Source organism: Streptomyces sp. NPDC059989 (assembly GCF_042736975.1).
Lineage (GTDB): Bacteria > Actinomycetota > Actinomycetes > Streptomycetales > Streptomycetaceae > Streptomyces.
In genome coordinates, this window is sequence record NZ_JBHWUO010000027.1 from 26,136 (window position 1) to 50,432 (window position 24,297).

24 protein-coding genes are annotated in these 24,297 nt (G+C 71.9%); 13 read left to right on the plus strand and 11 right to left on the minus strand.

The annotated features are described in order from the left end of the window. Positions 1 to 24: 24 nt before the first annotated feature. From ACFWBN_RS23795 to ACFWBN_RS23805, 3 genes are all read left to right on the plus strand, one after another. On the plus strand, positions 25 to 1,011 hold the full coding sequence (locus tag ACFWBN_RS23795; RefSeq protein ID WP_385178920.1) for a helix-turn-helix domain-containing protein: 987 nt from the start codon (positions 25 to 27) through the stop codon (positions 1,009 to 1,011). 119 nt (positions 1,012 to 1,130) lie between these two features. Continuing rightward, entirely contained in the window at positions 1,131 to 2,486 is a 1,356-nt protein-coding gene (locus tag ACFWBN_RS23800; RefSeq protein WP_385178921.1) for a 6-phospho-beta-glucosidase, read from the plus strand. 36 nt (positions 2,487 to 2,522) lie between these two features. Further along, complete coding sequence (locus tag ACFWBN_RS23805) at positions 2,523 to 4,619, plus strand: MDR family MFS transporter (protein ID WP_385178922.1); 2,097 nt, start codon at positions 2,523 to 2,525, stop codon at positions 4,617 to 4,619. Positions 4,620 to 4,688: 69 nt separating this feature from the next. Here ACFWBN_RS23805 and ACFWBN_RS23810 read toward each other — a convergent pair whose 3' ends face one another. Further along, a complete protein-coding gene (locus ACFWBN_RS23810) occupies positions 4,689 to 5,186 on the minus strand; it encodes an NUDIX domain-containing protein (RefSeq protein WP_385178923.1) in 498 nt (165 codons plus the stop codon). 213 nt (positions 5,187 to 5,399) lie between these two features. Between ACFWBN_RS23810 and ACFWBN_RS23815 the strand changes: the two genes are divergently transcribed. Beyond that, positions 5,400 to 6,800, plus strand: coding sequence for an NAD(P)/FAD-dependent oxidoreductase (locus tag ACFWBN_RS23815; protein WP_385178924.1), 1,401 nt, complete (start codon positions 5,400 to 5,402; stop codon positions 6,798 to 6,800). A 92-nt stretch (positions 6,801 to 6,892) separates the two neighbouring features. Here ACFWBN_RS23815 and ACFWBN_RS23820 read toward each other — a convergent pair whose 3' ends face one another. Continuing rightward, entirely contained in the window at positions 6,893 to 7,975 is a 1,083-nt protein-coding gene (locus ACFWBN_RS23820; RefSeq protein WP_385178925.1) for an ATP-dependent DNA ligase, read from the minus strand. A gap of 75 nt (positions 7,976 to 8,050) precedes the next feature. Between ACFWBN_RS23820 and ligD the strand changes: the two genes are divergently transcribed. The 6 genes from ligD (at position 8,051) to ACFWBN_RS23850 (ending at position 14,951) form a co-directional block, all read left to right on the plus strand. Continuing rightward, positions 8,051 to 9,070 carry a non-homologous end-joining DNA ligase gene (gene ligD, locus ACFWBN_RS23825; protein WP_385178926.1) on the plus strand — a complete coding sequence of 340 codons (1,020 nt, stop codon included), beginning with the start codon at positions 8,051 to 8,053 and terminating at the stop codon, positions 9,068 to 9,070. 177 nt (positions 9,071 to 9,247) lie between these two features. Then, on the plus strand, positions 9,248 to 10,513 hold the full coding sequence (locus tag ACFWBN_RS23830) for a serine hydrolase domain-containing protein (protein WP_385178927.1): 1,266 nt from the start codon (positions 9,248 to 9,250) through the stop codon (positions 10,511 to 10,513). Positions 10,514 to 10,634: 121 nt separating this feature from the next. Then, positions 10,635 to 11,213, plus strand: a complete 579-nt coding sequence (locus ACFWBN_RS23835; protein WP_385178928.1) for a carboxymuconolactone decarboxylase family protein — start codon at positions 10,635 to 10,637, stop codon at positions 11,211 to 11,213. After that, a complete protein-coding gene (locus ACFWBN_RS23840) occupies positions 11,210 to 12,079 on the plus strand; it encodes an RNA polymerase sigma-70 factor (RefSeq protein WP_385178929.1) in 870 nt (289 codons plus the stop codon). The genes ACFWBN_RS23835 and ACFWBN_RS23840 overlap by 4 nt, the downstream gene beginning before the upstream one ends. Before the next feature lie 239 nt (positions 12,080 to 12,318). Then, a complete protein-coding gene (locus ACFWBN_RS23845; RefSeq protein ID WP_385178930.1) occupies positions 12,319 to 13,416 on the plus strand; it encodes an alpha/beta fold hydrolase in 1,098 nt (365 codons plus the stop codon). A 173-nt stretch (positions 13,417 to 13,589) separates the two neighbouring features. Then, complete coding sequence (locus ACFWBN_RS23850) at positions 13,590 to 14,951, plus strand: DHA2 family efflux MFS transporter permease subunit (protein ID WP_385178931.1); 1,362 nt, start codon at positions 13,590 to 13,592, stop codon at positions 14,949 to 14,951. Here ACFWBN_RS23850 and ACFWBN_RS23855 read toward each other — a convergent pair. Further along, the gene (locus ACFWBN_RS23855; RefSeq protein ID WP_385178932.1) at positions 14,935 to 15,597 is read right to left on the minus strand and encodes a TetR/AcrR family transcriptional regulator; all 663 of its coding nucleotides are present in this window, start codon (positions 15,595 to 15,597) and stop codon (positions 14,935 to 14,937) included. The two genes, ACFWBN_RS23850 and ACFWBN_RS23855, sit on opposite strands and share 17 nt — an antisense overlap. Positions 15,598 to 15,727: 130 nt before the next feature. On the opposite strand from ACFWBN_RS23855, the gene ACFWBN_RS23860 reads away from it, so the two are divergent. Both ACFWBN_RS23860 and ACFWBN_RS23865 read left to right on the plus strand, forming a co-directional pair. Next, positions 15,728 to 16,522, plus strand: a complete 795-nt coding sequence (locus ACFWBN_RS23860) for a VOC family protein (protein ID WP_385178933.1) — start codon at positions 15,728 to 15,730, stop codon at positions 16,520 to 16,522. 57 nt (positions 16,523 to 16,579) lie between these two features. Next, positions 16,580 to 16,828: a WhiB family transcriptional regulator gene (locus ACFWBN_RS23865; protein WP_385178934.1), complete on the plus strand. Its 249-nt coding sequence runs from the start codon at positions 16,580 to 16,582 to the stop codon at positions 16,826 to 16,828. Here ACFWBN_RS23865 and ACFWBN_RS23870 read toward each other — a convergent pair whose 3' ends face one another. From ACFWBN_RS23870 to ACFWBN_RS23900, 7 genes are all read right to left on the minus strand, one after another. After that, on the minus strand, positions 16,829 to 17,308 hold the full coding sequence (locus ACFWBN_RS23870) for a hypothetical protein (RefSeq protein WP_385178935.1): 480 nt from the start codon (positions 17,306 to 17,308) through the stop codon (positions 16,829 to 16,831). A gap of 104 nt (positions 17,309 to 17,412) precedes the next feature. After that, positions 17,413 to 17,958 carry a hypothetical protein gene (locus tag ACFWBN_RS23875; RefSeq protein WP_385178936.1) on the minus strand — a complete coding sequence of 182 codons (546 nt, stop codon included), beginning with the start codon at positions 17,956 to 17,958 and terminating at the stop codon, positions 17,413 to 17,415. 80 nt (positions 17,959 to 18,038) lie between these two features. Beyond that, entirely contained in the window at positions 18,039 to 19,175 is a 1,137-nt protein-coding gene (locus ACFWBN_RS23880) for a hypothetical protein (RefSeq protein ID WP_385178937.1), read from the minus strand. Continuing rightward, positions 19,168 to 19,467 (minus strand): hypothetical protein, encoded by a 300-nt coding sequence (locus ACFWBN_RS23885; RefSeq protein WP_385178938.1) that lies wholly within the window; start codon positions 19,465 to 19,467, stop codon positions 19,168 to 19,170. The genes ACFWBN_RS23880 and ACFWBN_RS23885 overlap by 8 nt, the downstream gene beginning before the upstream one ends. Before the next feature lie 108 nt (positions 19,468 to 19,575). Beyond that, on the minus strand, positions 19,576 to 20,547 hold the full coding sequence (locus ACFWBN_RS23890; RefSeq protein ID WP_266939876.1) for an acyl-ACP desaturase: 972 nt from the start codon (positions 20,545 to 20,547) through the stop codon (positions 19,576 to 19,578). A gap of 210 nt (positions 20,548 to 20,757) precedes the next feature. Beyond that, the gene (locus tag ACFWBN_RS23895) at positions 20,758 to 20,970 is read right to left on the minus strand and encodes a hypothetical protein (RefSeq protein WP_385178939.1); all 213 of its coding nucleotides are present in this window, start codon (positions 20,968 to 20,970) and stop codon (positions 20,758 to 20,760) included. Between the two features lie 31 nt (positions 20,971 to 21,001). Further along, a complete protein-coding gene (locus tag ACFWBN_RS23900; RefSeq protein WP_385178940.1) occupies positions 21,002 to 21,853 on the minus strand; it encodes a helix-turn-helix domain-containing protein in 852 nt (283 codons plus the stop codon). Positions 21,854 to 22,080: 227 nt separating this feature from the next. On the opposite strand from ACFWBN_RS23900, the gene ACFWBN_RS23905 reads away from it, so the two are divergent. After that, positions 22,081 to 22,542, plus strand: a complete 462-nt coding sequence (locus tag ACFWBN_RS23905; RefSeq protein ID WP_385178941.1) for an ATP-binding protein — start codon at positions 22,081 to 22,083, stop codon at positions 22,540 to 22,542. Positions 22,543 to 22,599: 57 nt separating this feature from the next. Here the strand turns inward: ACFWBN_RS23905 and ACFWBN_RS23910 are convergent, their stop codons facing one another. Continuing rightward, positions 22,600 to 24,240, minus strand: a complete 1,641-nt coding sequence (locus tag ACFWBN_RS23910) for an ABC-F family ATP-binding cassette domain-containing protein (protein ID WP_385178942.1) — start codon at positions 24,238 to 24,240, stop codon at positions 22,600 to 22,602. Positions 24,241 to 24,297 lie beyond the last annotated feature (57 nt).

Here is a 24,297-nt window from a genome sequence, read left to right on the forward strand (position 1 = left end):
GACCGTGAGGAGGGGGAGCTCTCGGTGCCACATCTCGCAGCGGTGGGCCCGTCCGATGGCTTCGCCCGAGCCGGTGAGGAGCGCCTGGCGGGCGATGAGCCCGCACGCGGCGCCGTGCGGTCGGAGCGACGCAAGGAGATTTTGCGCCAGCGCCGCGAGGAGCTGGGGCTCAGCCAGGAGGACCTCGCGGCCCGGCTCCGCATCAGCGTGCGTGCGTACGGCAACTGGGAACGCGGCCTGGTCAAGGAGTGGACGGACCGCAAACTGCTCGCCCTCGCCGAGGCGTTGGAGATGAGCGAGCGGCAGTGCTTCTGGCTCTTCCGGGTCATGGTCGACCGCGACCCGCCGCCCACCTGGCGGGCCGCCGAGGAGAACCGGCTGCCCGATGACCCCGCGCAGCGCGACTACCTGTGCGACTACGCGGCCCTCATGGAGGCCGTCCCCTACCCGAGCTTCCTGGTGGACCACCGCTGGGACGTCGCGCTGACCAACTCGGCCTTCGACCAGCTCTTCCAGTCGGTACGGCCGCATCCGACGGCCCTGCCGGACGACAACTTCCTGCGCTTCGTGCTGTTCCACCCGGACGCGGCGGGCGTGCTGGAGGACCACGAACCGGCCTGGTGCGTCCCCCTGCTGGCCCAGTTCGCCACCGCGCTGGCCGGCGCCCCGGAGGACGAGGGGCTGCGCAGCATCCGCCAGGAGGTGGCCCGTGATCCGTTCATGGAAGCGGCCTACCGGTACGGCGTGCCGCACTGGCTGAGCATGCGCGGGGCCGAGGCCGCCGAGCAGGACGGGGCGGTGCGGACCGTGCGCCACCCCGACCCGCGCTGGGGTCTGGTGCGCTGCCGGATGGTGGCCGAAACGAGCCGGATGCTGGACGCGATGGGGCTGACCCGGATCACCCTGATCCTCTCGGCCCCGCAGGGCACGCCGGCGGGCTTCGTCCCGGGCGGCGGGTCCACCCACCAGCAGGGCGCCAGGCTGCGCGCCGTGCCGTCGCCGGCGGAGTGAACCGCCGGGGGAGACTGGTGCCCTGACTCCGGCGCGCCGACCGCGCGGCGGCGGTGTGCCGGCCGCGTGCCACCCGGCACGCCACGGGGCACCGGGCACGGGCGAAGGGCGGTAGGGGCGTGCGGCTGACGATCCTCGGCGGGGGCGGTTTCCGGGTACCGCTCGTCTACGGAGCACTGCTCGGCGACCACGCCGAGGGCCGGGTGACCCGGGTGACGCTGTACGACGAGGACGCCGGGCGGCTCGCGGCCATGGCCCGGGTGCTCGCGGACCAGGCGGCCGCCGCCGGGGTGCCGGACGCCCCGGCCGTCACCGCCACCGGGGACCTCGACGAAGCCCTGCGCGGGGCCGATTTCGTCTTCTCCGCCATCCGCGTCGGAGGCTTGGAGGGACGCGCCGCCGACGAGCGGATCGCGCTGGCCGAGGGCGTGCTGGGCCAGGAGACGGTGGGCGCGGGCGGGATCGCGTACGGCCTGCGGACCGTGCCGGTGGCCCGTGAACTCGCGCGCAGGATCGCCCGTACCGCCCCCGAGGCGTGGGTCATCAACTTCACCAACCCGGCCGGGCTGGTCACCGAGGCGATGGCCGAGGAGCTCGGCGAGCGCGTGATCGGCATCTGCGATTCCCCCGTGGGACTCGGGCGGCGCATCGCCCGGCTGCTGGGCGCGCGGCCCGGGGAGGCCTGGATCGACTACGTCGGCCTCAACCACCTGGGCTGGGTGCGCGGGCTGCGCATCGGCGGCCGGGACGAGCTGCCCAGGCTGCTCGCCGACAGCGAGGCCCTGGAGTCCTTCGAGGAGGGCCGGCTCTTCGGGGCCGAGTGGCTGCGCTCGCTCGGCGCGATCCCGAACGAGTACCTGCACTACTACTACTTCAACCGTGACACAGTACGGGCCTACCAGGAGGCCGAGCAGACGCGCGGAGCCTTCCTGCGCGACCAGCAGCACGGCTTCTACGCCGAAGCCGGCCGGGCCGGGCTGCCGGCCGGGGCGGCGCTGGCCGCCTGGGACCGGACCAGGGCCGAGCGCGAGGCCACGTACATGGCCGAGAACCGCGAGGCGGCGGGCGCCGGCGAGCGCGAGGAGAGCGATCTGGAGTCCGGTGGCTACGAGAAGGTCGCGCTCGCCCTGATGCGGGCCATCGCGCGCGACGAGCAGGCCACGCTGATCCTGAACGTCCGCAACGGCTCCACGCTGTCCGTCCTGGACGCCGAGGCGGTCATCGAGGTGCCCTGCCTGGTCGACGCGAACGGCGCCCACCCGGTGGGCGTCGCCCCGCTGCCGCTGCACGCGGTCGGGCTGGTGACCTCGGTGAAGGCCGTGGAGCGGGAGGTCCTCGCCGCCGCGGCGAGCGGCTCGCGGGCGGCCGCCGTGAAGGCCTTCGCACTGCATCCGCTGGTGGACTCGGTGGGGGTGGCCCGGCGGCTCCTTGACGGCTACGCCTCCGCTCACCAGGGCCTGGCCTACCTGCGCTGATCCGGCGGCGGGGTCGCCCGTACGGCCCCGTGCCGCATGCGGCGCGGCGGGCGTGCTGTGAGAGTGCGACATGTGACCACTGCCCCCGCCGCCATGGCCGCGCCACCCGTGCTGGACCGGCGGCGGCGCAATGTCATCTTCGGCACGATCATGCTGGGCGTACTGCTCGCGGCCCTCGACCAGACGATCGTGGGCACCGCCCTGCCCACGATCGTGGCGGATCTGGGCGGCGCGGACCACATGTCGTGGGTGGTGACCGCCTACCTGCTCGCGGAGACCGTGGCGACGGTCCTGGTCGGCAAGTTCGGCGACCTCTTCGGACGGAAGCTGATCTTCCAGGTCTCCGCCATCGTGTTCATCAGCGGCTCGTTCCTGTGCGGCCTGTCGAGCAACATGACGCTCCTGATCCTGTGGCGCGGCGTCCAGGGCATCGGGGCCGGCGGCCTGATGGTCACCGCCATGGCACTGATCGCCGATGTCGTCCCGCTGCGCGAACGCGGCAAGTACCAGGGCATGATCGGCGCCGTCTTCGGCGTCGCCACCGTCATCGGGCCGCTCCTCGGCGGGCTCTTCACCGACCACCTGACCTGGCGCTGGTGCTTCTACGTCAACGTCCCGATCGCGATCCTCGTCGTCATCGCGGCCGCCCGGACGATCCCCTCGGTACGGGCCGAGGGAAAACCGGCCATCGACTACCTGGGCATCGCCCTCGTCGCGGTCGGCGCGAGCGCGGTGATCCTGGCCACCAGTTGGGGCGGGAACGAGTACGCCTGGACCTCACCGACGATCATCGGCCTGTTCGCGGGCGGCGCGGTCGCGCTGGCGCTGTTCTGCCTGGTCGAGACGCGGGCCGCCCAGCCGATGCTGCCGATGCGGCTCTTCCGCAACCCGGTCTTCGCCGTGTGCTCCGTCCTGAGCTTCGTCGTCGGGTTCGCGATGCTCGGAGCGCTGACGTTCCTGCCGACCTACCTCCAGTACGTGGACGGGGACTCGGCCACGGTCTCGGGCGTGCGGACCCTGCCCATGGTCTTCGGGCTGCTCCTCGCCTCCGTCTTCAGCGGCAACGCCACCAGCAAGACCGGCCGGTACCGGATCTTCCCGATCGTGGGCAACGCGGTCATGGGGGTCGGCCTGTACCTGCTGTCGCGGATGGGGCCGGAGACCGGCACCCTGCTGGAGTCGCTCTACATGTTCGTGCTCGGTACGGGCATCGGCCTGTCCATGCAGGTGCTGACGATCGCCGTGCAGAACACCGTCGACTACGCCGACCTCGGCACGGCCACCTCCGGGGTCACGTTCTTCCGTACGCTCGGCAGCTCCTTCGGGACGGCGGTCTTCGGGACGATCTACGCGAACAGCCTCGGGCCGGAACTGAAGGCGGCGGTCGCGGAGTCGGCGCGGCTCACCGGTGAGGACCCGGCGGCGCTGGCCAAGGCCGCGTCGAGCCCCGAGGGCGTGCACCGGCTCGATCCGGCGGCCGCGGGTCCGGTCATCGACGCGTACGCGCAGGCCCTGCACACGGTGTTCCTCTGGACCGTACCGGTGGCGGTGGTCGGGTTCGTCGTCGCGCTCTTCCTCAAGCAGGTCAAGCTGCGCGACAGCGCCCGGGCCGGATCCACGGACATGGGCGACGGCTTCGCCTCGCCCGCCACGGCCTCGGGGGACTCGGCCAAGCTGCTGGAGCTGGCGGTCGGGAAACTCGTACGGAACATGGGGCCGGAGCAGGCGCGCGCGATCGTCGAGGCCTCCGACACCAGGCTGGACATCGCGGGCGCGTGGGCGGTGATGCAGGTGGACCTGCTGACCCGGACGGTCGGCCACGCCAGCCTGGGGCTCATCGCGAACCGCCGGTCCGTGCCGCCGGAGGTGCTGCTGCCGGTCTTCGACCGGATGGTCGACGAGGGCTACCTGACGCGGGAGGGCAACTTCCTCGCGCACACCTCGGCCGGGGAGCGGGAGGCCGCGGTCATCTCGCGCGCGTGGGCGGACTGGCTCGGTGACCAACTGGAGAAGGACCGGGGCCGGCCGCAGAGCGCCGAACTGCGGGTGGCGGCGGACGCGATCGCGAAGCGGCTGCTGGCCGAGGACCTGGGCGAGGGGAACTTCGCGCCGCGGGCGGTCGTGCGGGGGTAGGGCGGCCGGAACCGGTCCGCCTGCGCGGGCCGAGCCGCCCCCACGGGCCGAGCCGCCCCCCACGGGCCCTCAGGCGCTCGTGGCCGGGCTCACGGTCGGGTAGTCGTAGGAGGAGGGCACGTGCGGCAGGGCAGTGAGCTCCGGGCGCCAGGTGCGCAGGACCGCCGCCGAAGGGGCGTAGAGCGCGGCCGGGATCTCGGCCGGGGCGAACCACTGCCAGCGGACGATCTTGTGGGGCTCGGTGACGGCGGGCACGCCCTGCGCGGTGGTGGTGACGGCGGCTGCCGTCACCCGGGTCACGCCGGACTTCGCGTCGATCCGGACGGACAGGACCCGGATCCCCTCGGGGGCCGCCCGTAGATCCGTCTCCTCGGCCAGTTCCCGGGAGGCGGCCTGCTCGAAGCCCTCCCCGGGGTCGACCTTCCCGCCGGGCAGTTCCCAGCGGCCGTCGTGCGCCTGGCCGAGCAGCACCCGGCCGTCCTGGCCGACGACGACCAGCCCGACGCCGACGACGGCGTTGGGCTGGGGGGCGGCCCGCTCGGGGCGTTCGCCGGTCGTGGGGGTCATGGACGCTCCTCGGTGGTGGCCATCGCTCCATTTCCCGCTTCGGCAACATCATTTGTCAAGCCGGGCCCGCGGTCGGAGCCCTGTCGGAGGCCGGATGCGTACCGCCCCGCCCGGGGACGCCGTAGGACACCTGTGCGGGTTTCGGCCGCCGTCCGTCCGCGCAGGCTCTGGGCGGTGTGATCGTCGTACGGTTCATCGGCTCAGGGGGGCGCAATGGCACATGTGCTGGTCATCGGCGGAGGCATCGGGGGAGTGGCCACGGCCCTGCTCGCGGCGCGACGGGGGCACACGGCCGAACTCTTCGAGCGCGACACGCGGGCCCCGGGCACCGCGCTCGACCGCGACTTCTTCGGCTGGCGGCGGCCGGCCGTACCGCAGGCGACCCAGCCGCACGCGCTGCTGGGAGCCGCCCGCAACCTGCTGCGCGACGAACTGCCGGACGTGCACCAGGAGATGCTCCGGCTCGGGGCCCGCGAACGGCACGAGCTGGACTGGTTCGACGTACGCCCGCCCGCGCGCCCCGGCGACGAGGACCTCGTCATGCTCCAGGCCAGGCGCATCGTGCTGGAGAGCGCACTGGCGAGCGCCCTGCGCGCCGAACCGGGCGTCGTGGCGCGGTACGGGGAACCGGTGACCGGACTGACCACGGCCCGGGACGGCGGCGACGGGGGCGCGATCCGGGTGACGGGAGTGACCACGGGCGCCGGGAGTTACGAGGGTGGCCTCGTGGTGGACGCGGGCGGGCGGCGCGGCGGCGCCGAGCGCTGGCTGGCCGCCGCGGGCAGCCGCCCACCCGTCGTGGAGCGGCACCGCACCGGGCTCGCCTACTTCTGCCGCTGGTACCGGCTGCCCGAGGGCATGGACGAAGGGCCGCGCCGTCCCTGGGCGGTCACGGGCGGCGCCTTCGCCGGATGTGCGGTCTTCCCCGCCGACAACCGGCTCTTCGCCGTGACGCTGTTCGTGCACACCGCGGACACCACGCGCTCCGCCCTGCGCGATCCGGCCGTCTTCGAGGCCGCCGCCCGTGCGTTCCCGCCCGGCGCGGCCTGGCTGGCCCTGGGCGCCGAGCCCCGGTCGGAGGTGCTGGCCACCGCGAGCCTCGACAACCGGTGGAGCGCGCTGGTCGACGAGCGGGGCCCGGTGGTGAGCGGGCTGGTGCCGGTCGGGGACGCGATCACGCACACCAACCCCACCCTCGGGCAGGGCACCTCGCTCGCGCTGTGGGCCGCGCGCAGGGTGGCCCGTACGGCGCACCTGGACCCGGGCTCGGAGCGGTACGCCGCCGACCACCACGCGTGGGCGGTGCGCACCCTGAAGCCGTGGTTCGACTTCCAGGTCGTCGCCGACGCGGCCATCGGGGAGCGGTTCGCGACCCGGGCCGTGCGTACGGGGACGGCGCGCGAGGTGGCCGCGCTGTTCGACTGCGCGCTGGAGGATCCCGAGGTGATGCGGGCGCGGGCCAGGGTCCGGCACCTGGCCGAGCCGCCGGAGCGGGCGTACGCGGATCCGGAGATCCGGGCCCGGGTGGCGCGCTGGCTGGCCGCGCGGCCGGACTACGCGCCGAACGCGGCGGGCCCGGGGCGGGCGGAGTGGGAGAAGCTGACGGCGGGGTGAGGGGCGTGAGGGCGGTGAGGGGGGCGAGCGGGATGAGCGGAATGATCGGGATGAGGGGGATCGGGGCGAGGGGATGGCGGCGCGGTGACGGTTCAGCGGGCGGCGGCGCCGGGGGGCGGGCCGAGGACGTCGGCGAGGTCGTAGCCGACGACCTCCTCCAGCTGGGCGTAGGTGCAGCTCTCCGGCGCCCGGTCGGGCCGCCAGCGGCGGAACTGGGCGGTGTGCCGGAAGCGGTCGCCCTCCATGTGGTCGTAGGCGACCTCGACGACCCGTTCGGGGCGCAGCGCCACCCACGACAGGTCCTTCTTGCCGGTCCAGCGGCTCTGTGCACCCGGCAGCCGGGCGCTCTCGTGGGCGGACTCCTCGGCCCAGGCGGCCCACGGATGGCCCGCGGGGTCCGGCATGCGCAGGGGTTCGAGCTCCTCGACCAGTTCGGCGCGGCGCTTCATGGGGAAGGCGGCGCACACGCCGACGTGCTGGAGGCCGCCGTGGCCGTCGTACAGGCCGAGGAGCAGCGATCCGACAATCGGACCGCTCTTGTGGAAGCGGAAACCCGCGACGACGACATCGGCCGTACGCTCGTGCTTGATCTTGAACATGAGGCGGGCATCGGGCCGGTAGGGGAGATCGAGGGGTTTGGCGATCACCCCGTCGAGCCCGGCGCCCTCGAACCGCTCGAACCACTCCTGCGCGAGCGCGGGATCGGTGGTCGCGGGCGCGAGGTGGACGGGGGGCCGAGCGGTGGACAGGGATTGGGCGAGGGCGCTGCGGCGGTCGGCCAGCGGAGTGTCGAGGAGCGCCTCGTCACCGAGCGCGAGCAGATCGAAGGCGACGAAGCTGGCCGGGGTCGTCTCGGCGAGCATCTTCACGCGGGATGCCGCGGGGTGGATCCGCTCGGTCAGCCGGTCGAAGTCGAGGCGCCCGCCCTGCACGATCACGATCTCGCCGTCCACGACGCAGCGGGTGGGCAGGTTCTCCCTCAGGGCCGCCACCAGCTCGGGAAAGTACCTGGTCAGGCTCTTCCCCGTCCGGCTGCCGATCTCGACCTCGTCGCCGTCGCGGTGCACGACGGCACGGAAACCGTCCCACTTGGCCTCGTACTGCATGCCGGGCGGGATCTTCGCCACGGACTTCGCGAGCATCGGCTTCACGGGCGGCATCACTGGCAGATCCATGCCTCCGATTCTGCGGTGGTACGTCCGGCCCCGCCCGGTGTGCGCGCCCGGCCGGGCCCGCCTACCGTGGCGCACATGGGTGCTGCGGGCAATGCCATCGAGCTGGACGCGGGCGGGCGGACGGTACGGCTGTCCAGCCCGGACAAGGTGTACTTCCCGGAGCGCGGCCTCACCAAGCGGGATGTGGCCGAGTACTACCTGGCCGTCGCGGACGGCATCACGCGCGCCCTGCGCAACCGGCCGACGACCCTCGAACGGTTCCCGGACGGCGTGGAGGGCGAGTCCTTCTTCCAGAAGCGGGCCCCCAAGAACCTCCCCGACTGGATCCCGACGGCCCACATCGCCTTCCCCAGCGGGCGCAGCGCCGACGAGATCTGCCCGACCGAGCCGGCCGCCGTCCTGTGGGCCGCCAACCTGGGCTGCCTCACCTTCCACCCCTGGCCGGTGCGGCGCGAGGACACCGACCGGCCCGACGAACTGCGCATCGACCTGGATCCGCAGCCGGGCACCGACTACCACCACGCGGTGGCCGCCGCCCACGAACTGCGCGCCCTGCTGGAGGAGCTCGGCCTGCGCGGCTGGCCCAAGACCTCGGGCGGACGCGGGCTGCACGTCTTCGTGCCGATCGAGCCCCGCTGGACGTTCACGGAGGTCCGGCGGTGCGCCATCACCCTCGGCCGCGAGCTGGAACGCCGGATGCCGGGCAAGGTCACCACGGCCTGGTGGAAGGAGGAGCGAGGCGAGCGGATCTTCGTCGACTACAACCAGACGGCGCGCGACCGCACGATCGCCTCCGCCTACTCCGTCCGCCCGCGCCCGCACGCCCCGGTGTCGGCGCCGCTGCGCTGGGAAGAGGTGGACGACGCCGAGCCGCGCGACTTCGACATCGTGACGATGCCGGCCCGCTTCGCCGAATTGGGCGACCTGCACGCGGACATGGACGAGCACGCCTTCAGCCTGGAGCCCGTACTGGAACTCGCCGACCGCGACGAGCGCGAACACGGGCTGGGCGACATGCCCTACCCCCCGGACTACCCGAAGATGCCGGGCGAACCGAAGCGCGTCCAGCCGAGCCGCGCGAAGCACGAGGACTGACCCGTCGGCTTCGGGCACGGCCGTACCTGTGCCCGCGCGGGCACACGTACGGCCGCACGGACACGGCCGTCCCGCCCGCCCCGCCCAGCGGGGGCCCGGTGTGCTCGTCTCGCGACCCCGATGGTGCGGGCCTACGCTGAGTCTGGCGCCTTGGTCCCGTACGACGGGAGGCATGTCGTGAGTTCGACGCACATTCGGCTGCGCAGGGGCTGCGCGGTGGCCGCCGCCGCAGGCTTGTTCCTCACCCCGGCCCTCGCGGGATCCGCGTACGGGTCGGCCGGCATCCAGGCGCAGATCGTCCTCGCCGCCCCCACACCTCCCACTCCCCCCACCCCACCGACTCCACCCTCCCCGGACGGCAACGCATTCCCAGAGCTCACTCCGGCCGTCGCGGCGCAACTGGACGCCGCCGTACAGCAGGTGCTGCGCGAGGCGCGGGTGCCGGGAGTGACCGTGGGGCTGTGGGCCCCCGGCAAGGGGAGCTACGTGAGGAACTTCGGGGTCGCGGACAAGGCGACCGGCGCTCCCATGCGGACCGATTTCCACATCCGCATCGGCAGCGAGACGAAGACGTTCACCGTGACCGCCCTCCTGGAGCTGGTCGACCAGGGCAAGATCGGCCTGGACGACACCATCGGAACGTACATCGCCGGCGTTCCGAACGGGGACCGCATCACTCTGCGTCAACTCGCCGGTATGCGCAGCGGGCTGTTCAACTACTCCGAGGACGAGGGCTTCAACAAGGCCCTCACCACTGACCCCAAGCAGCCTTTCACGCCACAGCAGTTGCTCGACTACTCCTTCAAGCACCCGGTGCAGTTCGGGCCGGGCGAGAAGTGGGAGTACTCGAACACCAACCTGATCCTGCTCGGTCTGGTGGTGGAGAAGATCACCGGCCGGCCGCTCCACGAGGTCATCGCCCAGGACGTCCTGAAGCCGGCCGGTCTGCGCCGCACGCTCTTCCCGACCGGGGCGGAGTTCCCCGCACCGCACGCGCAGGGCTACACCGACGAGTCGCCGACGGGCGAGATCGTGGAGGCGACGGACTGGAACCCCTCCTGGGCCTGGGCCGCGGGAGCGATGATCTCCGACCTGCAGGACCTGCGCAGTTGGGCACGCACGCTCGCCACCGGCACGCTGCTGACGCCCGCCACCCAGGCCGAGCGCCTGAAGACCACCTCGATCGGCATCCCGGGCGCCGGCTACGGGCTGGGCATCTTCAACGTCCAGGGCTGGATCGGGCACAACGGCTCACTGCCCGGGTACGAGACGCTGACCGTCTACCTGCCGCAGGCGCAGGCGACCATGGTCATCCTCCTCAACACCGACGTCCTGCACGAAGGCCAGGAACCCAGCACCCTCTTCGGTGAGGCCGTCACCCGCATCGTGACCCCCGACCACGTCTACCCCGGCCACAAACCGACGGCCCCGAAGCAGGGTTGAGGCGGACGAGGCGGACCCGTCCTGTCCCAACGGGTGTCACATTCGCGAGCCCGGTGGTGTCTTCATGCCGAACGGCCGAACTTCCGAACGGCCGGACAGGCAATCCACTGAGGAGAACACCATGGCGCTCCGCGTTCCGAAGGCCGAGCTCCCCACCGAGCTCAGCGAAAACATGATCAAGCAGCTCGGCGCCGTGGCCGAGCCCGTCGAGGTGGTGTGGCACAACCCCAAGGTCGCCACGTCCAACCTGGAGTTCTCGGCCAAGCTGGCCGCATGGGACGCGGCCGACGCGAGCCTCAAGTCGTTCGCGCACATGGCCGTCGCGTCCCAGGTCGGCTGCGGCTGGTGCCTCGACATCGGCTACTTCCAGGCACAGAACCAGAACCTGGACCTGGCCAAGGCCAGCCAGGTGCCGCGTTGGCGGGAGTCGGAAGTGTTCACGCCGCTGGAGCGGGACGTCCTCGAGTACGCCGAGGCCATGACGAACACGCCGCCGACCGTGACCGACGAGCAGTACGCGGGCCTGCTCGACCGGCTCGGTGCGGCGGCGATGGTCGAGCTCACCGCGTACATCGCCTTCGTGAACATGGCGACCAGGAACAACAACGCGAACGGGATCTCATCGCAGGGCTTCTCCGAGGCCTGCGAGATCCCCCTGGCCGCGCGCCCTCAGAGCTCCGGTGTGGCGTCGGCGTCATGACGGCCGAGGATCCCTTCGTCGCCCATCGCAGCCTGCTGTTCACCGTCGCCTACGAGATGCTCGGGTCGGCGGCCGACGCGGAGGACGTGCTGCAGGAGTCCTGGCTGCGGTGGGCCGATGTCGACCGGTCGCAGGTGCGCGAGCCGCGTGCGTACCTCGTCAGGACCGTCACGCGGCAAGCACTCAACCGCCGGCGCACAGTGTCGCGCAGCCGCGAGGAATACGTGGGCGAGTGGCTGCCGGAACCGCTGCTGACCAGCCCTGATGTAGCCGAGGACGTCGAACTCGCGGAGAGCGTCTCGATCGCGATGCTGACCGTCCTCGAAACGCTCGGGCCCACCGAGCGGGCGGTGTTCGTGCTCCGCGAGGTCTTCGAGATGCCGTACGGCGAGATCGCCGAGGCCATCGGGAAGTCGGCGGCCACGGTGCGGCAGATCGCGCGGCGGGCCCGGGACCATGTGGCGGCCCGGCGGCCACGGGTGCAGGTGAGCCGGACGGAGCAGCAGGCCGTGGTGGAGCGCTTCCTGGCCTCGCTGCGAACCGGGCAGTTGCAGGAGCTGCTGGAGGTCATGGCGCCGGACGTGGTCCTGATCGCCGATGGCGGCGGGCTCGCGGCCGCCGCTCTGGCTCCGATCCATGGTGCCGAGCTGGTGGCGACGGTACTCGCGCGCGCGAACCGGCTGGTGGCCGCGTTCGAGACGACGCCGGTGTGGCTCAACGGCGCGCCGGCGGGCCGGTTCGAGATCGACGGCGAGCCGACCGCGGTGAGCCTCGTGGTGGAGAACGGGCGGGTCACCCGGGTCTACCTGATGAGAAATCCGCTGAAGCTGACGCGGCTCGATGAACCGGCCGAACTCACCAGGTAGGCCCGCTGCTGCTCCGGCATCGTGAGTGTTCCGGGTGGTGAGACCGCCCGGAACACTCACGCCCGGTCCACACGCGTGGAGCATGCAAGCTCGGAGACGAGGCCGACGTGCCTGCCGACTTGGCGCCTTCGACCCAGAAAAAGTACACGAACGATCGTGCTAATATCTCCTCATCATCCTGCCGGGCGCCACCTGGCCGCCTGACCGCAGGCCATCTGAGGAGATCCGGAGAACCGGGCATGCATCCCACGGCTTCACTCCTGAGCACCACCCTCAACGTCACCGCCCGGCTCGCCCCGGGCCTGGTCGGACCCCGCGCCTTCGCACTCTTCGTCCGCCCCCTCGGCCGCCCACGACTCCGCCCCGACGAGGCGGAGGTGATGGCGCAGGCCCGGACGGGCCGACTGATAGTGCGCGGCGTACCCGTCACCACGTACCGGTGGGGCGACGGTGAACGTCCCGTCCTGCTGGTGCACGGCTGGACCTCGCGCGCCTCGCGGTTCGCCGGCTTCGTCGAGGCCCTCCGCGCCGAGGGGCACACGGTGGTCGCCTTCGACGCCCCCGGCCACGGCGAGTCCGGCGGCCGGGCCTCCACGATCCTCGACTACCGGCACATCCTGCGGGACTTGTACGCGGAGCACGGCGACTTCTCCGCCGTCGTGGCCCACTCCTTCGGCGTGCTCGCGACCCTCTTCATGCTGCGGGAGGCCGACGGCATCCGGGCCGACCGGTTCGTCGGCATCGGGGGCATCGCCGACTTCGAGTACCTCCTGGACCGGTTCCGCGCCCAACTGCGGCTGGGCGAACCGGCCATGCGCGTGCTGCGCGACCATGTCGAGCACCGCCTCTTCGCCGGCGAGCCCGACATCTGGCAGCGCCTCGACGCCGCCCACCGCCCCGTCGATCAGCAGATGCCGCTCCTCCTCGTCCACGACAGGGACGACGATGTCGCGGCTCCCGGCCAGTCCCGCGCGATCGCGGCGACCTACGGCTCCCGGGCCCGCCTGATCGAGACGGGCGGCCTGGGCCACCGGCGCATCCTGGCCGACCCGGACGTCATCGCGGCGGCGGTCGAGTTCGCCACGCCGCTTGCGCGGCCGGTGCCGGCGGTACGGTTCCCGCAGCCCTCACAGCCTGCGCCGTCCGGGCCGTCCGGGCCGTCCGGGCCGTCCGGGCCGTCCGGGCCGTCCGGGCCGTCCGGGCCGTCCGGGCCGTCCGGGCCGTCCGGGCCGTCCGCGCCGTCCGCGCCCTCCGCGCCGTCCGCGCCCTCCGCGCCCTCCGCGGCGCCCAGGCCGCCCGCGCCCTCCGCGACCGATGCCTCGGCGGTGGCCCGATGACGCGCTCCGCTCCGCATACCACCGGCTCTGACCCATCCGGCATCGCCCCCACGGCCGGGGATCGTCCCCGCGCGCAGCCCGCTCGCGGCGGCCCGGCCCCCGGCGGCCCGGTCCCTGACCCCCGGCGGGCCCGCGCGGAGCCCGCCCGCGGCGGCCCGGCCCCCGAGGGCCCGGTGGCAGACCCCCGGCGGGTTCTCCTCCTCGCCTGTGCCGCCACCTTCCTCGCCTTCCTCGACACCACCGTCGTCAACGTGGCCTTCCCCGACCTGCGTCGCGCCTTCCCCGAGGTGTCCCTGGCCCGCCTCACCTGGGTGGTCAGCGCCTACGCCGTGCTGTTCGCCGCCCTGCTGGCCGCCGCCGGACGGCTCGCCGACACCCTCGGCCGGCGCGCCCTCTTCCTCGGCTCGACCCTCGCCTTCACCCTCACCTCGCTCGCCGCGAGCGCGGCCCCCACCGCCGAACTGCTGATCCTCGCCCGCGCCCTCCAGGGGGCCGCGTCCGCCGGCATGATCCCGGCCGCGCTGGGACTCGTACTCGCCCACACGCCACCCGCCCGGCGGGCCGCGGCCCTCGGCGCCTGGGGCGCCGCGGGCGGGCTCGCCGGCGCCGTCGGCCCCAGCGTCGGCGGACTGCTCGTCGAGGCGTGGGACTGGCGTGCGATCTTCCTCGTCAACGTGCCGCTGGGCCTGGCGGTCTGCTGGGCCGCGGCCCGCTCCCTGCCCCGCGACACCCGTACCGCACGCCAACTGCCGGATCCCATCGGTGCGTTCGCCCTGGCGCTCGGCATCGGAGCCGTCGTGACCGGCCTCTCCCAGGGCGAGGACTGGGGCTGGACCGACCCCGTGGTGCTCGCACTGCTGGTCGGCGGAGCCCTGTCCGCCGCCACCGCGCTCCACCGCTCGCGCCGCCACCCGGCCCCGGCCGTCGACCGCGACCTGTGGCGCGACCCCGTCTTCGCCCGCGCCAACATCGGCGCACTGCTCTTCGGCGCCGCGATGTACGCATGGCTGCTGGCCGGGCCCTCCTACCTGATCGCCCGGTGGAACTACTCGGTCCTGGAAGCCGGTTTCGGCGTCACGCCGGGAGCGCTCATGGGCGCGGCCGGAGCCTTGATCGTCGGCCGCCGCGTCCCCGCCCGCATGCAATGGGCCGCGGTCGCCCTCGGCTCCCTGCTGTTCGCCGCCAACGCCCTGCTGCTGTGGGGCTGGGCCGATGCCTCGACCTCGTACGCCCAGATCTTCCTCCCGGCCGGCCTGTTGGGCGGACTCGGCATCGGAATGACCCTGACCGCCCTGTCCACGGCGGCCTCGGCCGCCCTGCCGCCGGAGCGGTTCGCCGCGGGCACGGGCCTGCTGATGACGGCCCGTCAACTCGGCGGCGCGCTGGGCGTCGCGGCTGCCGCGGCCCTGCTGACCGGGGCCGGTGACCACTGGCGTGCGGTGTTCCTGATGGCGGCGGTCGCCGCACTGGGCGCGGCGGCCGCGGGCTCGTCGATGCGGGTGCGCGTACGGGGCGGTGTCAGGAAGGGGAGTTGAAGGCGGGGGGCCGTTCCGGGAGTTCCTCCGGGGCGGCCGCCACCGCCCGCAGCCGGTCGAGGATGCCTCGGCCGGCCCTCTCGTACGCCACCGGGTCGTCGTGCAGGACGGAATGCGCGTTCGCCAGCTCCATCAGGGCGATCATCTCGAAGGCGAGCTGCGGCACGTCCGCCGCGTCGACCCCGTCGCGGAACGCGCCCGCCAGGCGTGCCTCGTCCAGGACCCGCTCGATGAAGCGCGTCCAGTCGGAGCCCACCTTGGCGACCTCGTCGCGTACGGGGCCGGGGCGCGAGTCGAACTCCGCGGAGACGGAGTAGAAGAAGCAGCCGCCGGGGAAAATGCGGCGCCCGGAGTAGTCGAGCCAGCGCTCGCACACCCTCCACACCTTGGCCATGCCGGCGGGATCCTCGCGTACGGGCCGGACCACCTGCTCGACGAACACGTCCACGGCGGCGCGGACGGTGGCCAGCTGAAGGTCCTCCTTGGAGCCGAAGAGCGCGAAGACACCGCTCTTGCTCAGGCCCAGATCCGCGGCGATCTTCCCGAGGGACAGGCCTTCGAGGCCGTCCACGGAGGCGATGCTCATCGTCCGGTCGAGAACGGTCCGTCGCGTCTGGTTCCCGCGTTCCACGCGTCCGTCTGCCATGTCGCCATCTTACCGAACGCACGGTCGTGCACTCTGTGGGACGTGCGCCGGGCCGCTGTCAGTGGGGGGTGCGATCCTCGAAGAGGAGAGGACAGAGAGAGGACAGTACGGGCGGGAAGGAGTGCGGACCATGCTCACCACGGACTACAAGGACGGCTCCCCGAACTGGGTGGACCTCGGCACGCCGGACATCGGCGGCGCCGCCGGGTTCTACGGGGGACTGTTCGGCTGGGACTTCCTGGCGGGCGGCGAGGAGGTCGGCGGGTACGGGATGTTCCGCCTCGGCGACAAGACGGTCGCGGGCGGCATGGCCGTCCCGGCGGACCAGGGCCCGTGCGCCTGGCAGGTGTACTTCCAGACCTCCGACACGGACGCGACGGCGGCGGCCGTGACCAAGGCGGGCGGCACGGTGACGTTCGAGCCGATGGACGTCATGGACTTCGGACGGATGGCGATATTCGCCGATCCGGCGGGAGTGGGCTTCGGGGTGTGGCAGCCCCGGAAGAACAAGGGCCTGGACGCGGTGTCGGACGTGGGCACGATGTGCTGGACGGAGCTGTACACGGGCGACGTGGCCGCGGCGGCCGCCTTCTACGGCACGGTCTTCGGCTGGGAGATCAGCGAGATGCCGTTCGAGGGTGGCGCGTACACGATGGTCCGGCCGGCCGGAACGACGGACGAGGCGGCCTTCGGCGGCCTGGTCCCCATCGCGACGGACCCGGTGGAAGATATCGAACGTCCCTACTGGACCCCGTACTTCGAGGTCGCCGACTGCGACGCGACGGCGGCGAAGGCGGAGGAGTCGGGCGGCAAGGTCCGCCTGACGCCGGTGTTCATGGAGGGCGTCGGCCGCTTCGCCAAGCTGGCGGATCCCTTCGGGGGACGGTTCGCGATCATAGCCAGCGCCCCGCCGGCGGGGGCGTGACACGGTATTGATCAGGCGTTGATCGGACGTCCATCGGCGGCGGTCAGTATCTCCGGCATGTCGATGAACACCACTGCCGCAGCCACCGCCACCGCCTGGTACGACCTCGCCCTGTGCGCCCAGACGGGCCCGGGCTTCTTCTTCCCGGAGCCGGGCTCGTCCCTGCGGGACGCGAAGCGGTTGTGCGGGGCGTGCGAGGGGCGGGCGGCGTGCCTGGAGTACGCCCTGGCCAACGACGAGCGCTTCGGCGTCTGGGGCGGCCTCTCGGAATCCGAACGCCACGCCTTGCGCTCCCGCCGCCCCTGATCAGGTGCGCGTCCCCTTCCCGCTCCGCCGGACGAGCCCTACTCGCAGGGCGAGATCGAACCCGTCGCCTCCGGCGTCCTCCCGCCGGGGCACATGGGCCACCACTCGCACGGGGTAGTGTCCCCCGACCGGAGACACGACCCCACCGAAGCGGGGGTCGCCCGCGAACCAGATCCGGTCCGGGTGGTCGTTCTCCACCTCGGCGAGCAGGACAGGGAACGGGACGATTCGGAACACGGCCGTGAAGTCCTCCCGGAACGGGATGGCGATGGTCGCCGGACTCCCGCTCGCATAGCGCGGATGTCGGCACGTCAACTCACGCCAGGGGTACGACTGGAGGACGGTTTTGACGCGGAGGCGCCTGAGGAAGGCGATGGCAACCCACGGAAGCCAAGGTACGGAGACGAAGAAGATCACGAAGAAGGCGCTCGTGGCCAGGGTGAGATCACCGAGAACGAGGCACGTCACGGCGAGCAGCATGAGCGTGGAGAGGCTGCACAGCCAGACTGCTCGGCGCCGGACCAAGCGCCTGTACCCAGTGACGGTCGGGGGGTGATCCCAAGCAACCTTGGCGAGCAAGAGTTTCACAGGAGTACCTCCAGGATGCGCGAGGTCTTTGGCGGGCTTGGCGGGCTTGGCGGACTGGGGTCGGGATCCGAGAAGCTGATGGTGTGGGTGATGGCCTCGACGATGTCCGTGTACGCGTCCGCGTGCTGGATTGCCGCGCTGGTCAAGTCCAGGACGAGAATGTGCAGTCCATCCGCATGGGCCGTGGCTACTTTGGCTTGAAACAGGTGTTGCTCCGTGCCGGGGACCGAGATGGAACCCGCGATCAAGTAGCACGGGAGCGTCGATGTCAAGTCGATGAGTCGGCGCATCGAGGTGTTCCACAAAGCGGATTGGGCGATGGCGAGCGCCATGCGCGCGACATTGAGGCGAAGATTGCCGGGTTCGCAAGGCCGGACGGTCAAGGAAAACAGCGAGGTTGAGACTCCACCCGGCTCGTCAGGATGCATTCCGAGGGCTGTGTACACGACGTGGTGTTCGGCGAGTTCTTCCAAGCCGTCCATGAGTGCCGCGAGATCCTGCTGAGCCTTCGGGCTGCCGAGAGCAGCGGCGATGTCGTCCAAAGCGGCCCGATCGTTCGCAGAGATATCGTGGAAGCCGGGTGGCAGCCGGAACCACACAGGCGGTGAGTTCCCATCGATCATCATGGCCTCATCACCGACCAGGCCTGCTTCGACTTCGCGAAGGCTGAAGGGGTGTCGTCAGCGGTGCTGCGAACACCGTCAGCGGCAGTCGAGGCGTGCTCGACCGTGTCGTTCTCCGGACCGTAGTCGAGGACGGCCGTTGCAAATCCCATGGCTGGCGGCACCAGGTTCACAGAGTTCCTCACCACTGGATTCGTCGTCCGCACAGCCCAGGTGATCAGCGGGTTCTCGACTTGCTGGATGGCCAGGCCGGTCGACCAGGTCGTGCTGCGGAACGCGGTGCCTCCCGTGCTCAGGGACGAGAGGGCGCTGGCCTCAGGGGCCGCGACCATTGCCGCGCGGGCAGCCGCCGTGCCGGCTTTCGCGCCGGAGGCGACCACTGCCAGGCCGGGGACCGTGCCTGCGGTGTCGCCGAGCAAGGTCACGCCGCTCTTCCAGAAGTCCGCGTCGAACTCGCCCTTCGTGGCACCGTCGATCAGCGGCTTGCGGAACTTTGGGTCCGCCAGGTGAGTCGTCAGAGCCGCCAAGGACAGGCCCCCGGCCACCAGCATCACCGCCAGGCCCGCCGGCGGGCAGGCGAGGGCCACCGCGGCCCCGATCGCGCCCAGGATCGCCGACGCGTTGGAAAGGGCGTCTCCCGGGTCGTCGACGATCTTGTGCCAGGTCGAGGCCAGGAATCCCGGTTCCTTGGGGGCCAGGCGGTCCGCGGCCGTGTTCAGGGTGTGGGCGACCCGGCGTGCAGCCGCACCGTGTTCGGCGGCCAGTTCGCGGGCCAGGCGGCGGGCGTCGGCGAGGGCCTCGGGGGTTTTGGCCGCCGCGGCCTGGGACGCGTAGCGGGCCGCCAGTGCGCGGTGCGCGACCAGCGTGTCGTGCCACTGCGTGAGCCGGCGGGCGGCCTCCGCGAGGGAGGTGTGGGCCGAGCCCAGGTAGCGGGGGAGGTCCTGCGAGAGGGAGGCGCGGAAGGCGGTGGCGGCCTCGCCCTGCCAGGAGGAGCTGTGGGAGACCAGCGCCTTCACGACGCGCGAGGCCTCGCCCAGGGAGGCCGCCGAGGCCGAAAGCTTCTTGGTCAGGGCCAGGACGGCCGCCGGATTCCCGGGCGCGGGGTCGAAGCCCAGCGATGCGGCGGTCTCACCCATGGGCCGCCGCCTGGCGGAAGGCGGCGCGGATGGCCTCCTCCAGCTCCGCGAACTCCGCGGCGCTGCGGTCCACGCCCTCCCGCACCGTCTTGACCCGCTTGGTCAGCTCCCGCGTGCCGTGCGCCCATCTCTTCTGGAAGCCGTCGCACGCCGCGTCCAGGTCCGCCGTGCCCAGCTGGTCGGCCCGTACGTGGTCCAGCGCCCGCCGGGCTTCCCGCAGGGAGAGCAGCGAGGAGTCCAGGGCGCGGGTCAAGCGGGTCAGCTGGTCGATGTCCACCCGGAGCGAGGTCATGACGCGAAACCCTGGCAGAGCGCGGCTCTGCCAGGGCAATCGGCGTCACTCGGGCGAGCGAGCGGGAATCGGTCAGGCCCCGGGGGACGGGGCCCAGGTCAGGCCGGGTCAGGCCTTGCGGGCCGCGATGCGCGCCGCGCGGGCGGCCAGGCGCTCGTCGAACTTGCGGGCCTCGGAGTCCAGGCCGTTCATGAAGAGGCCGAGCTCCTCCTGGGCCTTCTGGCCCTCCGGGCCCAGGCCGTCGATGTCCATGATCTTCAGGAAGCGGATCACGGGGCTCAGTACGTCGTCGTGGTGGATCCGCAGGTTGTAGACCCCGCCGATCGCCATCTGCGCGGCCATCCGCTCGAAGCCGGGCATGCCGTGTCCGGGCATCCGGAAGTTGACCACGACGTCCCGCACCGCCTGCATGGTCAGGTCCGGGGCCAGCTCGAAGGCCGCGCCCAGCAGGTTGCGGTAGAAGACCATGTGCAGGTTCTCGTCCTGCGCGATGCGCGCCAGCATCCGGTCGCAGACCGGGTCACCGGACTGGTGGCCGGTGTTGCGGTGCGAGATGCGGGTGGCGAGCTCCTGGAAGGCCACGTACGCCACGGAGTGCAGCATCGAGTGGCGGTTGTCGGACTCGAAGCCCTCCGACATGTGCTGCATCCGGAACGCTTCCAGCTTGTCCGGGTCCACGGCGCGCGAGGCCAGCAGGTAGTCGCGCATCACGATGCCGTGGCGGCCCTCCTCGGCCGTCCAGCGGTGCACCCAGGTGCCCCAGGCGCCGTTGCGGCCGAAGAGCGAGGCGATCTCGTGGTGGTAGCTGGGGAGGTTGTCCTCGGTCAGCAGGTTCACGACCAGCGCGATCTTGCCGATCTCGGTGACCTTGGACTGCTCCGGGTCCCAGGCCTCGCCGTCCTCGAAGAAGCCCGGGAAGTTCCGGCCGTCGCTCCACGGGACGTACTCGTGGGGCATCCAGTCCTTGGTGACCTTCAGATGGCGGTTGAGTTCCTTCTCGACCACCTCTTCCAGCGCGAACAGCAGCTTGGCGTCGGTCCACGCCTCCGAGCTGCCGAGGTGGGGAGAGGTGATCGTCACGGGTACTCCTGGGTGTAAAGCGAACTACCTACGGTTCCGTAGCCTACGGAGTCGTAGGTTAAGCGCCGCATTAAGACCCAGCCAAGCCCCAGGCATACCTATGTCCGGTTACATCCAGTTATCTGTGCAGTTTGAGAGGGGCCTGAGGGCGAAGCGGAAGACGAAAGTCGTGCCGGAAACGCCCGTGGGCGCGCCCTGGTCAGAGCACGGTCACACCAGGAGGTGGTCCGCCGCTCCCGCCTTGACGGCGGAGATCAGAGCCCGGAGGGCGTCGATGGAGTCGGTGACGTAAGCGGCGGACTCCGTGGTTCCGATGTACGCCTTCCCCTCGGCGTCGCGGCCGAAGCGGAAGCAATTGGCTCCCTCGCTGCAGAAAGCCTCGTCCCAGGCGATATCGGTCGTGGCGGTGGCGGTCGTGCTCATGTCGTTCTCTCGTCTCCTCGTCGGGATCCGGTCAGAGGCCCTGTGCGATGGCGTGGATGAAATCGCGGGAGGCGGCGGCCGGCAGCGCCAGCGAGCGCAGCCGCTCCAGCAGCCCCCGGTACCGCTGCAGCTTCATGTGCGAGTCGAGCAGCATCGAGCCGTGCGAGCTGTCCAGCTGCACGGTGTCCAGCCGGATCGTCGCCGCCGCGGCGTACGTGAAGGACTGCCCGGCGCCCGGGAAGCCGCCCGCGGTGAACGGGATGACCAGCACCGTCGTACGCGCCCGCTCCGACTGCTCCACCATGTGCTCCAGCTGCGCCCGGGCCACCTTCGGCCCGCCGAACTGCATCCGCAGCGCCGCCTCGTGCACCACGGCCTCGTACAGCGGCGGCCGCTCCCGCGTGAACACCCGCTGGCGGCTCATCCGCAGGGCGAGCCGCGCCTGCAGGTCCGGCTGCGGCAACGGCGGGTCGGCGGTGTCGAAGACCGCCTGTGCGTGCGCCTCGGTCTGGAGCAGGCCGGGTATGTGCGTGGTGACCGCGGTGTGCAGGGCGACCGAGTGGTGCTCCAGCTCGCAGATGTCGAGCAGTCCGGGCGGCAGCATGCCCCGGTGCTGCTCCCACCACCCCTTGTCCCGCTCCTGGGCCATCGCCGCGAGCAGGTCGACGAGCCCCGTGTCGGGGCAGTCGTAGTTGAAGGCGAGCGTGCGGACGCGCTCGGCGCTGATGCCGATCCGGCCGGATTCGATGTTCGGGATACGGGTGCGGTCGACCCCCAGGAGAGCCGCGGCCTGCTGGACCGTCATGCCCGACTCCTCGCGGAGTTTGCGCAGCTCGGCGCCGAGGCGCTGCTGCCTCGCGGTCGGCGTACTCCTGGGTGGCACGGTTCCCCTTTCGCCCGGTCGGGGCAGGCCGGTGCCCGGACCCGTCCGGAAATGCCATGAGAAGTCATCAGGTGGTCGTACAAGTAGGAGCACTGTGCACCGGGTTGCGCTACGGTCGGTAGCGCAAGTCTCACACGGGGCGACCTCGTGGCCCCGTATGACCACTCCACGACCACCCGGTCTTTGATCACATTGCTGTCGATCACACCCATATTTGGAGCAGCACGATGACGGGCACTCTCCGTGGCCTGAGGCCGGTCCACGAGATTCGGCAGATCCCGCCCGAGGCGGAGAAACTGAACTACTCGATAGGCCTGCCCGGCGGCGCCTACTGTGCGGGCACCGCCCGCTCCGTCGTCCGGTCCCTGCTCACCCGGCACGCCCTGTCGGACCTGTGTGAGACCGCGGCCCTCGCCGCCTCCGAACTCGTCGCGTGCGCACACCGGTTCACGCCCGACAAGGAGCTGATGCTGAAGATCCGCCGGCAGTTCGACGCGCTGCGGATCGTCGTCTACGACCAGCACCCGGCGCACTCCTCGCCCGAGGCGAGCGAGGAGTGCCGGCACCGGCGCAGCCGCGGGATGTGGCTGCTGGCCGCGGCCGTCGAGGCCTGCGGCGGGGACTGGGGGCTCACCCCGGTCCTGACCCCCCTGGGGGGAACCAAGTCCTGGGCGTTATTGCCCCGCTAGCCCGATCGCCTGTGCCGTCTGTCCCAGCCGGTCACCCGTGTCGCCCGTGTCGCCCGATCATCCGTGCCACAGCGTCTCCCGGACCTCCTCCGCCGTGGTCGGCCGCAGTTCGCCGTCCAGCAGCAGCCACCGGGTGATGCCGATCGACTCGAGGAACGGCACGTCGTGGCTCGCCACCACCAGCGCGCCCTCGTAGGCGTCCAGCGCGTCCGTCAACTGCCGCACGCTCGCCAGGTCCAGATTGTTCGTCGGCTCGTCCAGCATCAGCAGCTGCGGAGCGGGCTCCGCCAGCAGCAGCGCCGCCAGCGCCGCCCGGAAACGCTCGCCGCCCGACAGGGTGCCGGCCGGCCGGTCCGCGCGGGCGCCCCGGAAGAGGAAGTGCGCGAGCCGCGCCCGGATCAGGTTGTTCGTGGCCTGCGGGGCGAACCGCGCCACGTTCTCCACGACCGAACGGCTCTCGTCGAGCACGTCCAGCCGCTGCGGCAGGTAGCGCGCGGCCACATGGGTCACCGCCGAGCCCGACTCCGGCGCGACCAGCCCCGCGATCGTGCGGAGCAGCGTGGTCTTGCCCGACCCGTTGCGGCCCACCAGCGCGATCCGCTCCGGACCCCGCAGCTCCCACTCGCCCCGTACGGCGGCCCCGTGGACCAGGCGCAGATCGCTCAGGGTCAGGACGCGCCGCCCCGGCGGGACCTGGGTGGCGGGCAGTTCGATCCGGATGGCGTCGTCGTCGCGCACCGCCTCCACCGCCTGGTCCAGCCGCTCCTTCGCCTGCGCCAGTTTTTCGGTGTGCATGATGCGGTGCTTGCCGGCCGATTCCTGCGCCGCGCGCTTGCGGGCGCCCATCACGATCTTCGGCTCGCGCTTGGTGTCGTTCATCTTCTGGCCGTAGCGCTTGCGGCGCGCCAATTTGACCTGTGCGTCGACCAGTTCGCGCTTCTGGCGCTGTACGTCGGCCTCCGCGACCCGGACCATCCGCTCGGCCGCATCCTGCTCGGCGGCGAGCATCTCCTCGTAGTCCGTGAAGTTGCCGCCGTACCAGCGGACTTCGCCCTCGCGTAGATCGGCGATCTGGTCGACCCGCTCCAGCAGCTCCCGGTCGTGGCTGACCAGGACCATCACCCCGGTCCAGGACTCGACCGCCGCGTACAGGCGGCCCCGGGCCCGCAGGTCCAGGTTGTTGGTCGGCTCGTCCAGCAGCAGGACGTCGGGGCGCGCGAGCAGCAGGGCGGCCAGCCGCAGCAGGACTCCCTCGCCGCCGGACAGCTCCCCGACCGTACGGTCCAGCCCGATCCGGGCGAGCCCGAGCTGGTCGAGCGTGGCGCGGGCCCGCTCCTCCACGTCCCAGTCGTCGCCGACGGCGGCGAAGTTCGCCTCGGTGGCCTCGCCCGCCTCGATGGCGTGCAGGGCGGCGCGGACGCGGTGGATGCCGAGCGCCTCGTCCACGCGCAGGGCGGTGTCGAGGGTGATGTTCTGCGGGAGGTAGCCGACGGTGCCGGCCGTGGACAACTGGCCCTCGGAAGGGGTCAGTTCGCCGGCGATCAGCTTCAGCAGGGTGGATTTCCCGCAGCCGTTGAGCCCGATCAGTCCGGTGCGGCCGGGGCCGACGGAGAGCTGGAACCCGTCGAAGACGGGGGTGCCGTCGGGCCAGTCGAAGGACAGCGCGGAGCAGGTGACGTAAGCAGGGGGATGACTCATGGAGGCCTCCAGGTTGCGTGAGTGGTGCGTGCAACGCGGGGAGACAGCCGACGGTCG

Coding starts and splice junctions, on each gene's coding strand:
- ACFWBN_RS23805 (WP_385178922.1), top strand. CDS start 2,523: ATGCGGCGCGGCGGGCGTGCTGTGAGAGTGCGACATGTGACCACTGCC.
- ACFWBN_RS23810 (WP_385178923.1), bottom strand. CDS start 5,186: ATGACCCCCACGACCGGCGAACGCCCCGAGCGGGCCGCCCCCCAGCCC.
- ACFWBN_RS23815 (WP_385178924.1), top strand. CDS start 5,400: ATGGCACATGTGCTGGTCATCGGCGGAGGCATCGGGGGAGTGGCCACG.
- ACFWBN_RS23820 (WP_385178925.1), bottom strand. CDS start 7,975: ATGGATCTGCCAGTGATGCCGCCCGTGAAGCCGATGCTCGCGAAGTCC.
- ligD (WP_385178926.1), top strand. CDS start 8,051: ATGGGTGCTGCGGGCAATGCCATCGAGCTGGACGCGGGCGGGCGGACG.
- ACFWBN_RS23835 (WP_385178928.1), top strand. CDS start 10,635: ATGGCGCTCCGCGTTCCGAAGGCCGAGCTCCCCACCGAGCTCAGCGAA.
- ACFWBN_RS23840 (WP_385178929.1), top strand. CDS start 11,210: ATGACGGCCGAGGATCCCTTCGTCGCCCATCGCAGCCTGCTGTTCACC.
- ACFWBN_RS23845 (WP_385178930.1), top strand. CDS start 12,319: ATGCATCCCACGGCTTCACTCCTGAGCACCACCCTCAACGTCACCGCC.
- ACFWBN_RS23855 (WP_385178932.1), bottom strand. CDS start 15,597: ATGGCAGACGGACGCGTGGAACGCGGGAACCAGACGCGACGGACCGTT.
- ACFWBN_RS23860 (WP_385178933.1), top strand. CDS start 15,728: ATGCTCACCACGGACTACAAGGACGGCTCCCCGAACTGGGTGGACCTC.
- ACFWBN_RS23865 (WP_385178934.1), top strand. CDS start 16,580: ATGTCGATGAACACCACTGCCGCAGCCACCGCCACCGCCTGGTACGAC.
- ACFWBN_RS23870 (WP_385178935.1), bottom strand. CDS start 17,308: ATGCTGCTCGCCGTGACGTGCCTCGTTCTCGGTGATCTCACCCTGGCC.
- ACFWBN_RS23880 (WP_385178937.1), bottom strand. CDS start 19,175: ATGGGTGAGACCGCCGCATCGCTGGGCTTCGACCCCGCGCCCGGGAAT.
- ACFWBN_RS23885 (WP_385178938.1), bottom strand. CDS start 19,467: ATGACCTCGCTCCGGGTGGACATCGACCAGCTGACCCGCTTGACCCGC.
- ACFWBN_RS23895 (WP_385178939.1), bottom strand. CDS start 20,970: ATGAGCACGACCGCCACCGCCACGACCGATATCGCCTGGGACGAGGCT.
- ACFWBN_RS23905 (WP_385178941.1), top strand. CDS start 22,081: ATGACGGGCACTCTCCGTGGCCTGAGGCCGGTCCACGAGATTCGGCAG.
- ACFWBN_RS23910 (WP_385178942.1), bottom strand. CDS start 24,240: ATGAGTCATCCCCCTGCTTACGTCACCTGCTCCGCGCTGTCCTTCGAC.